At 35.5% G+C, this 13,532-nt stretch carries 9 protein-coding genes, 1 tRNA gene and 2 rRNA genes; 1 reads left to right on the plus strand and 11 read right to left on the minus strand.

Annotated elements, in window-relative coordinates:
- Positions 1-93 precede the first annotated feature (93 nt).
- Both ispD and ACSVC9_RS13820 read right to left on the minus strand, forming a co-directional pair.
- Positions 94-789 carry a 2-C-methyl-D-erythritol 4-phosphate cytidylyltransferase gene (ispD, locus tag ACSVC9_RS13815; RefSeq protein ID WP_446898030.1) on the minus strand — a complete coding sequence of 232 codons (696 nt, stop codon included), beginning with the start codon at positions 787-789 and terminating at the stop codon, positions 94-96.
- 1 nt (position 790) lies between these two features.
- On the minus strand, positions 791-1,897 hold the full coding sequence (locus tag ACSVC9_RS13820; RefSeq protein ID WP_446898031.1) for a PIN domain-containing protein: 1,107 nt from the start codon (positions 1,895-1,897) through the stop codon (positions 791-793).
- 328 nt (positions 1,898-2,225) lie between these two features.
- On the opposite strand from ACSVC9_RS13820, the gene ACSVC9_RS13825 reads away from it, so the two are divergent.
- Positions 2,226-2,630 (plus strand): DUF1573 domain-containing protein, encoded by a 405-nt coding sequence (locus tag ACSVC9_RS13825; protein WP_446898032.1) that lies wholly within the window; start codon positions 2,226-2,228, stop codon positions 2,628-2,630.
- Between the two features lie 27 nt (positions 2,631-2,657).
- Here ACSVC9_RS13825 and disA read toward each other — a convergent pair whose 3' ends face one another.
- The 9 genes from disA to ACSVC9_RS13870 all read right to left on the minus strand — a co-directional run bounded on the left by disA (position 2,658) and on the right by ACSVC9_RS13870 (position 13,452).
- Positions 2,658-3,731, minus strand: a complete 1,074-nt coding sequence (gene disA / locus ACSVC9_RS13830) for a DNA integrity scanning diadenylate cyclase DisA (protein ID WP_446898033.1) — start codon at positions 3,729-3,731, stop codon at positions 2,658-2,660.
- 15 nt (positions 3,732-3,746) lie between these two features.
- Positions 3,747-5,114 (minus strand): DNA repair protein RadA, encoded by a 1,368-nt coding sequence (gene radA, locus ACSVC9_RS13835; RefSeq protein WP_446898034.1) that lies wholly within the window; start codon positions 5,112-5,114, stop codon positions 3,747-3,749.
- A 123-nt stretch (positions 5,115-5,237) separates the two neighbouring features.
- Positions 5,238-7,679, minus strand: coding sequence for an ATP-dependent Clp protease ATP-binding subunit (locus tag ACSVC9_RS13840; protein WP_446898035.1), 2,442 nt, complete (start codon positions 7,677-7,679; stop codon positions 5,238-5,240).
- Between the two features lie 18 nt (positions 7,680-7,697).
- Positions 7,698-8,738, minus strand: a complete 1,041-nt coding sequence (locus tag ACSVC9_RS13845; protein ID WP_446898036.1) for a protein arginine kinase — start codon at positions 8,736-8,738, stop codon at positions 7,698-7,700.
- 3 nt (positions 8,739-8,741) lie between these two features.
- The gene (locus ACSVC9_RS13850; RefSeq protein WP_446898037.1) at positions 8,742-9,275 is read right to left on the minus strand and encodes a UvrB/UvrC motif-containing protein; all 534 of its coding nucleotides are present in this window, start codon (positions 9,273-9,275) and stop codon (positions 8,742-8,744) included.
- A 54-nt stretch (positions 9,276-9,329) separates the two neighbouring features.
- Positions 9,330-9,794 (minus strand): CtsR family transcriptional regulator, encoded by a 465-nt coding sequence (locus ACSVC9_RS13855; RefSeq protein ID WP_446898038.1) that lies wholly within the window; start codon positions 9,792-9,794, stop codon positions 9,330-9,332.
- 477 nt (positions 9,795-10,271) lie between these two features.
- Positions 10,272-10,346, minus strand: a tRNA-Asn gene (locus ACSVC9_RS13860).
- Positions 10,347-10,358: 12 nt separating this feature from the next.
- Positions 10,359-10,475: ribosomal RNA gene (gene rrf, locus ACSVC9_RS13865) — 5S ribosomal RNA — on the minus strand.
- An 88-nt stretch (positions 10,476-10,563) separates the two neighbouring features.
- Positions 10,564-13,452, minus strand: a 23S ribosomal RNA gene (locus tag ACSVC9_RS13870).
- Between the last annotated feature and the right edge of the window lie 80 nt (positions 13,453-13,532).

A 13,532-nucleotide genomic window follows, 5' to 3' on the forward strand; every position in this document is an offset into this window, starting at 1 on the left:
TCATATTATTATATCTCATATAAGGTTTATAAATTTTTTGTTTAAAGTAAATCCCTCATCACATATATTTGACAAGGGAACTTAGATTTAACCTTATATAAAACTTTTGGCTATCATTTCAGCAATATTTAAATCATTAGGTGTGGTTATTTTTATATTATTACAACTTCCTTTATATAAATATACCTTGTTTTCATAATGTTCGACTACCATGGCATCATCCGTAACTTTCAGACCTTCCTCCAAAATTTTTTTGTGACAATTCAAAATAAGATCATAAGCAAAACATTGAGGTGTCTGAACCAATACAAGTTTTTCCCTATTCAATGTATTTACAGAAAATCCTTCTTCATTTTTAACCTTTATAGTATCCTTAGATCCTATGCCACAAGCGCAAGCACTATAGAGCTTAGAAAATTTTATACCATCATTTATTATTTTATCCGTAACAAAAGGTCTCGCTCCATCATGGATCAGTACTATATTACATTTATAATTTTTTAAAGCATTAAGTCCATTTAAGACTGAATTTTGACGCTCGATTCCGCCTTCCACAATATTCAAGACTTTTACGAAGTTATATTTCTCAACTATCTCATGCCTACAATATTCAATCTCATCTTTCGCACAAACCAATATTATTCCATTAATAAACCTATTTTTAGAAAATGTATCTATAGAATAATACAGCATTGGTTTCCCACCTATATTTATAAACTGCTTGTTTATATTAGCATGCATCCTACTTCCTCTTCCTGCCGCTACTATAATAGCATAGTTTCCTTCCATATTAAAACTCCTCTTTTTGTTTTGCAAATATCATTCTTCCTGCTGCTGTTTGTAATACAGAAGTTACAATTACATCCTTTGTATTTCCTATATATTTTCTTCCTCCCTCTATAACTATCATGGTACCATCATCAAGATAAGCTATTCCCTGACCTGATTCCTTGCCATCTTTAATTATCTGTACTTTCATTTCTTCACCAGGGAGAACAACTGGTTTAACTGCATTTGCAAGTTCATTTATATTTAAAACTGGCACACCTTGAAATTCTGCTACTTTATTCAAATTATAATCGTTGGTTATAACTTTTCCCTTTAATACCTGTGAAAGTTTTAAAAGTTTACTATCAACTTCTTTTATATCTGGAAAATCTTTTTCATATATTTTCACATCTATATTTAATTCTTTCTGTATTTTATTCAATACATCAAGTCCCCTTCTTCCCCTTGTTCTTTTTAAACTATCTGAGGAATCAGCTATATGCCTAAGTTCTGCTAGTACAAAAGTTGGAATTATTAGTGGTCCCTCTATAAAGCCCGTCTGACATATATCAAATATTCTTCCATCAATTATTACAGATGTATCGAGAACCTTAGGGCACACACCACTAAATTCACTTTTATTCTTCCTATCTCTAGTATTTTGAGACCTCTTAATAGATATATTGCTAAATAAACTTATAAGTTCTTCTTTTTTCTTTATTGCAAGATTACCTCCCAACGCAGCCATAAGTATAGCTACCACTACTGCAAGTATTGTTCCTATAACTGGTATTCTTGCTAACAAACTTACAAACAGGGCAGATATCAGCAGACCTAAAAGTGCACCAACAAGTCCAATTAATATCTCAACTGCGGGAAGTTTTTGAAGGCTTCTTTCAATATAATCCATAATTTTCATTATAAGTAAATTAATCCATGGTGATATTAAAAATAATATAATTCCAAAAATTGCCGTTATTATAATTAAAAACAATGCTGTACCTACAGGACCATTACTTAAATATTCCAATTTGCTAAAGTAATGACTGTGAATTACAGCTTCTCCCAACAAGTATCCAATTATCAAGCCTATTATTGTGAAAAGTCCTCTTAATATTTTTTTTAGCAATAGACTCACCTCCTTATAAAATTTATTCCTTAATTGCGCCGCTATTACTAATATATTGCTAATACCAATATATATTAACAAAACATTTTTTTCAATAAGACTTCACCTTTTTAATAAATTATTTACTAAATTTCCTATTTTAATCAAAACGTCTCGCCTAATGCTTAAATAAAAGTTTATAAATAATCCCCCTGTTCATTATCTCATAATTAGATTATCATATATTTATAAAATGAAATAACAACATACTTTATTGACAAAATTATCTTATGAAAATTATAATTAATTTATAGACGATATGTTAATTCTAAATAAGGAGTTGAATTGAATGAAAGATATAATCTTTGATGATTTTCAAAATGCAGTTAATGAATCATTACTAAGACATAAAAGTATTTTAGATATAATAACTAAACTTCAGGAATCAAATGGAAGAATAAATAGGGCAATAGCAAAATCAGTCACAAATTGCGGATGTATAAAAATTTCTGCTCAAAAACAGCATACACCTTCTGTTAAAAATGATTTTGACATAGAAACTCTAAAGAATTGTTTAGAAACTCACTTAGACGGTGATTTATGTAATAATTGCAGAGAAATTATTACAAATGAAATAGGTAATAATCTTTTCTATTTAACTTCTTTATGTAATATATTAAATCTAAATTTATACGATATATTATTAAAAGAATATGACAAAATAAATACTCTAGGTAAATATTCTTTCAGATGAAATTATGCACAAAATAATTATATAATGTTATTTTGTGCTAAAATTATCATCTACCAGCATCTGTTCTCTCAACCTCCTAAGTCCATTTTTGATGGCTCTTGCTCTTGCTTCTCCAATTCCTTCAACATTATCTAATTCTTCATAGGAAGCCTCTGTAGCACCTTTTAATTCTCTAAAATTCTTTACAAGATTTTCTATTACATTAGTTGGTATTCTAGGTATCTTATTTAACATTCTATATCCTCTTGGTGATATTAAGGTATCTACAAGTGGTACACCTGTATAACCCAACGTTTTTGAGATACAATCTAAATTGAGCAATTCATCTTGAGACATTCCTTGTATTTGCTTATAGATTTCATCATAATCAATATCTTTTTGGCAATAATCTCTTATCATCCATATTCCATCCTGTTCAATGTCCTTTATCAATTCATTTAACTGCATGGATATAAGCCTTCCTTCATTTCCAAGTTCACATATATATATATCAATTTCAGACACTATCCTCATTACCATTTCAGTTCTTTGGATAGCCGTCATAACATCAAACAATGTAACCAGATCCTGAAATTCCAATATATTTAAATTATTTACAACTCTTTCTAATACAGAAACATATTTTTCTAACGTCTGAAGAGCCTGATTCGCTCTGGCTAATATTATACTGCTGTCTCTTAATACATATTTTATATAACCCTTATATATAGTTATTATATTTCTTCTCTGAGAAATTGCAATTACTATAGCACCTGTTTGTTTAGCCACTCGATCTGCAGTCCTATGCCTTGTTCCAGTCTCAGACGTAACAATACTTGAATCGGGAATAAGTTGTGCATTTGCACATAATATCTTTTTCAAATCACTGCTCAAAACTATGGCCCCATCCATTTTCGCAAGTTCATAAACATATGAAGGACTATAATCAGAATTTATAGTAAATCCTCCATCCACAACCTTTAATATTTGCTCACTGTCTCCTAGAAGCAAAAGTCCTCCAGTTTTTGCCCTGAGTATGTTCTCAAGGCCATCTCTAAGCTGTGTACCTGGAGCCAGAAGTTTAAGCATACTTTTTAATTCTCTATTTTTTTCTATTCTCAAAGTTATCACCTTAAATCAAAAGACTTTATTTAATGCCTCTTTAAGGGAAGACACACCCATAATATTTATCTCACTGTCATCTATTTTTTCTTTGTTTCTGTTTGGGATTAATATATTTTTAAAACCCATCTTCTTAGCTTCATGTACAATTCTATCACAAAATGATACAGGTCGTACCTCCCCCGTAAGTCCAACTTCTCCAACAACAAGGAGATTTTTTAGCCTTATTTCTGAAGATTTTGCACTGGAAATAAGTGAAAGTGCAAGCCCTAAATCTGCAAATGTACCCTCTAGTTCGAGCCCACCAACTACATTAACATAAACATCACAATTGTAAAAAGGAATTTTAAGTTTTTTTTCAAGTACAGCTAAAATGAGATTCAATCGTGAATTATCAATACCTACAGCAGTTCTCCTTGGCATTACAGCTTTAGTTTGGCTCACTAATGCCTGTATCTCTATAAGTATCGGTCTTGTTCCCTCCATAATACCAATAACCACAGAGCCTTCTTGCTGAAAATTTCTCTCTTCCAAAAATATTTCAGACGGATTCGATATTTCTGAAAGCCCATTTTCTTTCATCTCAAACACTCCAATTTCACTTGTGGTTCCAAACCTATTTTTTACAGTTCTAAGAATTCTAAATTCTTCATTTCTTTCACCTTCAAAGAAAAGAACTGTATCTACCATATGCTCTAGCACTCTGGGTCCTGCTAACTCTCCTTGTTTTGTAATATGTGCCACTATAAAAAAAGATATGTCATTTATTTTTCCTATACGCATAATATCGTTAGAATTTTCCCTAACTTGAGATACACTTCCAGGAGCTGATCCTATAGTATCTTTAAACATCGTTTGTATAGAATCTATTATAACAAATATAGGCTTGATATTTTCTATATGCTCTTCTATTTTTCTCAAGTTTGTTTCTGAAAGCACATAGATATTATCTGATAAGGTATCCAGTCTATCCCCTCTCATTTTTATCTGTTCCTCTGACTCTTCTCCTGAGATATAAAGAACCTTTCCATACTTTTTTGCAATATTATTTGCCGTCTGAAGGAGCAACGTAGACTTGCCTATACCCGGAGCACCTGATATAAGAGTGAGAGACCCTCTAACAATCCCTCCTCCTAATACTCTATTTAACTCATTTATCCCAGTATCAAACCTTGCATATTCACCAGATTTTATATTATTAATATTTCTAGGTTCACTATTCCCACCAATACCATAATAATCACTAGAATCATTTTTTTTGTCTGTATTCTTAATTTCTTCAACCATACTATTCCACTTATTACAATTAGGGCATTTTCCCAACCATTTTAATGATTCATATCCACAGTTTTGGCAAATAAAAACAGTTTTTATTTTTGTCACTTTGTAATCTCCTCCATATAACAATAATTATACATTATAAGCTTTAACTTTTGCAGTAATTCATATAACTTTTTAAATTAATAATACACCCCATACTATAAAAGGTATGGGGTATTACAAAATCTATTCTACTTTACTGAATTCCAACTCATCCTTATTTAAACTTACTTTTACTTTATCTCCTCTTTTAACATTTCCCTTTAGCATTTCTTCTGAAAGTTTATCTTCCACAGTTTTAGTAATAGCCCTTCTAAGTGGTCTTGCTCCATAATTTATATCAAAGCCCTCTTTAGTCAAATGATCTTCCGCATCCTCTGTAAAATCAATCTCTATATTCTGCTCTTTCAATCTTGAAGAAACTTCTTTTAACATAAGTCTCACTATCTTTTTTAAGTCTTCTTTTTCAAGCTTTCTAAATACTATAATATCATCAATTCTATTTAAAAATTCTGGTCTAAAAGAGTTTTTCAATTCTTCCATTATATTATCCTTCATTGTTTCGTAGTCACTTTCTCTATTACTTTCTTTATTACCAGAAGCAAATCCCATGGATTTTTGTTTTTTTATAGTAGAAGCCCCAACATTGGATGTCATTATTACTATGGTATTCTTGAAGTTTACAGTTTTGCCCTTTCCATCTGTCAATCTTCCATCTTCTAGTATCTGAAGTAATACATTGAATATCTCTGGATGAGCTTTTTCTATTTCATCAAATAATACTACAGAATATGGGTTTCTTCTTACTTTCTCAGTTAGTTGCCCGCCTTCATCATAGCCTACATATCCTGGAGGGGATCCAATTAGCCTTGATACCGTATGCTTTTCCATATACTCTGACATATCGATTCTTATCATATTGTTCTCATCGCCAAACATAGCTTCTGCTAATGCTTTAGAAAGCTCTGTTTTTCCTACTCCAGTAGGTCCAAGAAAAATGAATGAGCCTATAGGTCTATTTGGATCCTTTAATCCAACTCTTGCTCTTCTCACTGCTCTAGATATAGATTTTACTGCATCCTCCTGTCCTATAACCCTTTTATGGAGTATATCCTCAAGTTTAAGGAGTTTTTCTGATTCCCTTTCCGTTAATTTTTGAACCGGTATATTAGTCCATTGCGATACCACAGATGCAATATGCTCTTTTGTAACTTTTAAAGTAGATACCTGCTTTTCAGTTTTCCAATCAGTTTTCATACCTTGAAGTTTATCTTTTAAAGCTTTTTCCTTATCTCTGAGCTTAGCTGCCTTTTCAAAATCTTGAACCCTTATTGAATCTTCTTTTTCCTTGGTTATTTTTTCAAGATCTGTTTCTATCTTTTTTACATCTGGAGGTGCGATCAAGTTCTGTATTCTAATCTTAGCACATGCTTCATCAATAAGATCTATAGCTTTGTCAGGAAGATACCTATCAGTTATATATCTATCTGACATATTCACTGCAGCATCAATTGATTCGTCTGTTATTTTCACTCTATGGTGTGCTTCATATTTATCTCTGAGCCCCTTTAATATAAGTACAGCTTCTTCTTTTGTAGGTTCACCTACCATTATAGGCTGAAATCTTCTCTCAAGTGCAGAATCCTTCTCTATATATTTTCTATATTCATCTATAGTAGTTGCACCAATACACTGTATTTCACCTCTAGCCAAAGCTGGCTTAAGTATATTGGATGCATCAATAGCTCCTTCAGCTGCACCAGCACCGATTATCGTATGAATTTCATCTATAAATAATATTACATTGCCAGATTTTCTTATTTCCTCCATTACTTTTTTAAGTCTTTCTTCAAACTCACCTCTATACTTGGATCCAGCAATCATTGAAGAAAGATCAAGAGTTACAACTCTTTTCCCCCTTAAAAGCTCAGGTATGTTAGATGAAACTATTTTTTCAGCTAATCCTTCAGCTATAGCCGTTTTACCTACACCAGGATCTCCTATCAAGCAAGGATTGTTTTTTGTTCTTCTACTTAATATCTCAAGTACTCTCTGTGTTTCTTTCTCTCTTCCTATTACTGGATCAAGTTTTCCTTCCTTAGCCATATCTGTTAGATCACGGCCAAACTGATCTAAAGTTGGGGTTGGTTCTCCAACACCTTTTTTACCACCATTAAGATTTGCTGACTGTTCTCCAGATAACGAATTGGTTAATTCTTTCCTAAGTTTATTAAAATCTGCACCAAGATTGTTCAAGATAGTAAATGCAACTCCTTCAGCTTCTCTTATAAGTGCAAGAAGTATATGCTCTGGACTTATATAATTGTGATTCAAATTTCTTGCCTCAAATAGACTCAATTCCAAAAGTCTTTTAGTTCTAGGAGTAAGAGGTATTTCATTATTGTATAGTTCTATTTCCCCCTTCCCTTCATATTCTTCTATAAGGGCCTTCACATTTTCAGCCGTAATATTCATATTGTTTAAAAGGCTTTTAGATATCCCATCTTCCCTTAATATTCCCAATAAAATATGCTCTGTTCCCACATAACCGTGTTTAAGAGATTGAGCTTCTTCCTGGGCATATATAATTACTTTTTGTGCTCTTTCTGTAAATCTTCCGAACATCATAATATATTCACCTTCCTTTTATTTGGCTGTAATTTTTGCCAATTTATTTCTTACTAGTTTCGCTCTATTAAAGTCTCTTTCTCTACTAGATAGAATTTTATCATAATTTTGTTGTATTGTAGCTGGCTGTATTTCAACCAGAAGACTATTCAGCACGGCTTTACTTATATCTTTAATTATTCCCATTTCAACTCCTAACCTTATATAGGATAAAAGCTTTAAACATTCATTTGTACTTAAAAGCTCTGCATATCTCAAAATACCAAGAGCCCTATATATTCTATCCTCTAATTCATATCTTGAATTCTTTATAAGATTTTCTCTAGCTAATTTTTCTTCATTTATTATCTGGGACACAAGGGCCTTTAAATTAGTCATTATTTCTTCTTCACTACGTCCAAGAGTTACCTGATTTGAAATCTGATATACATTACTTAATGCCTTAGATCCTTCACCATATAAACCTCTAATAGTCATCCCAACCTGACTTAATGCATTTAAAAGTCCATTTATTTGATTATTTAATGATATAGCAGGAAGATGAACCATAACAGACATTCTCAATCCTGTTCCTAAATTTGTTGGGCAAGTAGTTAGATAACCTAGCTTTTCATCAAAAGCATATTCTAAATTCTCTTCTAAAAGATTATCTATATTGTCACTTATATTATATACCTCTTCCAAATTTAATCCTGCTGTTATACATTGAATTCTAATATGGTCTTCTTCATTTAACATTATACTTATCGTCTGATTTTTATTTAATATAAATGCGGCCTTATTACCATTTTCTATCAAATTTTTACTTATAAGATGTTTTTCTAAAAATATTTCCCTTTCATTTTCACTTTTTTCCCATAGATAATTTGTAGTAAACTCATTTTTAGTACAATCATTTGTATAAAAAGCTTTATCTACACGTTCTATTAGTTTTCTGCTTTGTTCTTCACTTAATTTATGAGGAAAAGGTATTCTGGATAAGTTTCTAGCAAGTCTTACTCTACTGCTTATAACTAAATCTTTATTATTTCCTTTGGGATCTATTATCCAATTGTCCATACCCTATTCCCCCTTCTTATCATGATCTTTACTCTGAAGTTCCTTTATTTTGTCTCTTATATTGGCAGCATCTTCATATTTTTCTAAGGCTATAGATTTCTGTAAGTCCTCTTTTAATTTTACAAGGTTTCTTCTCTCTATAATTTCTTTTCCAGCCCTTTTAGGAATTTTGCCCGTATGCTCTAAATTTGCCTGTACTCTTTTAATTACAGGTTGCAATATATTTGAGAATTCTTTATAACATTCACTGCAACCTACAAATCCACTTTTCTTAAACTCTCTATAAGAAGTACCACAGTTTTTACATGTTATATCAAAATTTCCCGTATCTTCATTTGCATTATTCATATAATCCATAATTCCGCTTAAAATATTTTGGAAACTAAATGGAGCTACAAAATTTATTTTAGGTACAAAACTTAATTCACCATTTTCAACAGCACATTTCTCACATAGATTAAGATCTTGTTTAATACCATTCACTATCTTAGTTATATGGACAGTAGCCTCATTTTTTTTACATATATCACACAACATAGTATCCTATCACCCCATGTTCTATTAAAACTTATGTTCTATATATAAATATACTTAGTTTTCATCAAAAATTACCATCATAGTAGATTTAAGTATAGAAGCTCTAAGTTTATTTTTATTTTCTACATAATCATTAAAAGTTCTATCATTCATAACCATTTTTAATATGTTAGCTTCTCTTTCATTAATAATATCAGCTTCGAATATTCCATCTATAACCTGTGAAGCAGCATTATATGTTATACTATCACCAATCTTTTCAATTATAATGTCAAATAGATTTTTATTACTATTGCACGCAAATCTTCTTATTATTATACACCCACCACCTCCTCTTCTACTTTCTATATAGTAACCTTTATCTACAGTAAACCTGGTAGTTAAAACATAATTTATTTGAGAAGGAGCACAACTAAAATGGTTAGCCAATTCATTTCTTCTAATTTGCAGTTGAGATTCATCATTACTTTCCATCATCTGTTTTATAAATTTCTCTATTATATCAGATAATCTTGCCACCACATCACCCTCTTAATATTAACGACATTACTTTGACTTTCTTTGACTTTAGTTAAATAATATTATTATATGCTACTTTATTCAACTCTTATATTATCCCAAATTTCAAGTTATAATCATTAAGCCCTAATATATCTCAATTTTTCTCCTATTTTCTCATATATTAAAATTATTATTGACAACTAATCATTTAACTTAAAAACTTACATGTTCAGTATTAAAATTCATATTTACTCAAAGTTTGGCTTATTTTAATTTTCTTTATAAGACTAGTATTTTTCAAATATATTATGAACTATTATCATTATAGTACCATATTTCAAGTCCTCTTCAAAGATATCTGGATTTTAAAAACAACAAAATTTCTAGAATAATGCCATTATAGAAAAAATAAAGATTCATTTAATCACAATAAAAATAAAGCAAATCAGATTTAATCTGAATTGCTTCTTTTATATTCTATTCAAAAAATAAAAATGGCTCCGTGGAGAGGGCTCGAACCTCCAACCCTTCGGTTAACAGCCGAATGCTCAACCATTGAGCTACCACGGAACAATTTATAAAACCCGGCAGCTACCTACCCTGCCACAGGGCTACCCCTGCAGTACTCTCGGCACGATGAAGCTTAACCATCCTGTTCGGAATGGGAAGGGGTGTTACCTTCACGTCATAACCACCAGATATTTGACATAAATCATTAAATATGGAAAACATATGTATACCATATGGAATACTATTGTTCTCTGAAAATTGCACAGTAAGATATATTTTGATCAAGCCCTCGACCTATTAGTATCAGTCAGCTCAACATGTTGCCATGCTTACACCCCTGACCTATCAACCTCGTGTTCTCCGAGGGGTCTTACCAGCTTACGCTGTGGGAAATCTAATCTTGAGGTGGGCTTCACGCTTAGATGCTTTCAGCGTTTATCCCTTCCCGACATAGCTACCCAGCAATGCTCCTGGCGGAACAACTGGTGCACCAGAGGTCAGTCCATCCCGGTCCTCTCGTACTAAGGACAGCTCCTCTCAAATTTCCTGCGCCCGCGACGGATAGGGACCGAACTGTCTCACGACGTTCTGAACCCAGCTCGCGTGCCGCTTTAATGGGCGAACAGCCCAACCCTTGGGACCTACTTCAGCCCCAGGATGCGACGAGCCGACATCGAGGTGCCAAACCTCCCCGTCGATGTGAACTCTTGGGGGAGATCAGCCTGTTATCCCCGAGGTAGCTTTTATCCGTTGAGCGATGGCCCTCCCACGAGGTACCACCGGATCACTAAGCCCGACTTTCGTCCCTGCTCCACCTGTATGTGTCGCAGTCAGGCTCCCTTATGCCTTTGCACTCTAAGAAGGATTTCCGACCCTTCTGAGGGAACCTTTGGGCGCCTCCGTTACTTTTTAGGAGGCGACCGCCCCAGTCAAACTGCCTGCCTAACAATGTCCCGTGACCAGTTTCATGGCCGCCGGTTAGAATTCCAGTACTGTCAGGGTGGTATCCCAAGGGTGGCTCCGCCAGGGCTGGCGCCCCGGTTTCCATGCCTCCCACCTATCCTGTACAGACAATACCGAAACTCAATGCTAAACTGCAGTAAAGCTCTACGGGGTCTTTCCGTCCAATCGCGGGTAGCAAGCATCTTCACTTGCACTACAATTTCGCCGGATTTGTTGTCGAGACAGTGCTCAAATCATTACGCCATTCGTGCGGGTCGGAACTTACCCGACAAGGAATTTCGCTACCTTAGGACCGTTATAGTTACGGCCGCCGTTTACTGGGGCTTAAGTTCATACCTTCGCCTTACGGCTTAGTATTCCCCTTAACCTTCCAGCACCGGGCAGGCGTCAGCCCCTATACTTCAGCTTTCGCTTTAGCAGAGACCTGTGTTTTTGATAAACAGTTGCTTGAGCCTATTCTCTGCGGCCCCTTTCGGGGCACTCCTTATCCCTAAGTTACGGAGTTAATTTGCCTAGTTCCTTAACAACAATTCTTCCGATGGTCTTAGGATTCTCTCCTCACCTACCTGTGTCGGTTTGCGGTACGGGCACTAACCTGCTCCATAGAGACTTTTCTCGGCAGTGTGAAATCGGATACTTCTCCATAATTGGATCCCCATAACACCCCGGCATTGACCGGATGGATTTTCCTTTCCGGCCTGCTTCAGTGCTTAGACACACATCCAATAGTGTGCACATCCTATCCTTCTGCGTCATCCCTTCTGTCAAACGCAAGTTTGCGGTATCGGAATATCAACCGATTGTCCATCACCTACGCCTTTCGGCCTCGGCTTAGGTCCCGACTAACCCTGGGCGGACGAACCTTCCCCAGGAAACCTTAGGTCTTCGACCAATAAGATTCTCACTTATTTCTCGCTACTTATGCCAGCATACTCTCTCCTGTACAGTCCACAGCTCCTTCCGGTACTGCTTCTATCCGTACAGGATGCTCCTCTACCACTCTTTCGAGTCCATAGCTTCGGTGGTAAGTTTTAGCCCCGGACATCTTCGGCGCAGGATCTCTCGACTAGTGAGCTGTTACGCACTCTTTGAATGAGTGGCTGCTTCTGAGCCAACATCCTAGTTGTCTTCGAAATCCCACATCCTTTTCCACTTAACTTACACTTTGGGACCTTAGCTGATGATCTGGGCTGTTTCCCTTTTGACCGCGGATCTTATCATTCGCAGTCTGACTGCCGTCATTCAAGTATATGGCATTCGGAGTTTGATAGGGTTCAGTAACTGTTGTCAGCCCCTAGCCCATTCAGTGCTCTACCTCCATTACTCATTGGCGACGCTAGCCCTAAAGCTATTTCGAGGAGAACCAGCTATCTCCGAGTTCGATTGGAATTTCTCCGCTATCCACAGCTCATCCCATGGTTTTTCAACACCAACGTGGTTCGGTCCTCCACGGAATTTTACTTCCGCTTCAACCTGGCCATGGATAGGTCACCCGGTTTCGGGTCTACAGCATGCAACTAGCCGCCCTTTTAAGACTCGGTTTCCCTTCGGCTCCGCACCTTAAGTGCTTAACCTTGCTGCATACCGTAACTCGCTGGCTCGTTCTACAAAAAGCACATCGTCGCACGTAAAAGTGCTTCGATCGGTTGTGGACACACGGTTTCAGGTTCTATTTCACTCCCCTTCCGGGGTTCTTTTCACCTTTCCCTCACGGTACTTCTTCTCTATCGGTCACCAGGTAGTATTTAGCCTTAGGAGGTGGTCCTCCCTCTTTCCCACAAGGTTTCTCGTGTCTCGTGGTACTCTGGTACAGACTAGAACTTTTTCAGCTTTCACTTACAGGGCTTTTACCTTCTGTGGCGGAGCCTTCCAGCTCTCTTCAGTTAACCTATTGTTCACATTGTCTGTCCGAACCCCAGGAACAAGTTCCTGGTTTGGGCTCTTTCCCTTTCGCTCGCCGCTACTTAGAAAATCGATTTTTCTTTCTCTTCCTCCGGGTACTTAGATGTTTCAGTTCCCCGGGTTTACCTCCCCAACCCTATTTATTCAGCTTGGAGTACAGTGCTTCCACTGTGGGTTTCCCCATTCGGAAATCTTCGGTTCACAGACTATTTGCGTCTACCCGAAGCTTATCGCAGCTTATCACGTCCTTCTTCGGCTCCTGGTGCCAAGGCATTCACCATGCGCCCTTTGTAGCTTGACCTAAAGAAAATTCATATTAGCTTCGCGTTTCATCGTCAAGTCTTTCGCTGTGGTGCTCACTTACACAAGTAAGCTCCGCTC

It is taken from the genome of Clostridium sp. LBM24168 (assembly GCF_052953915.1).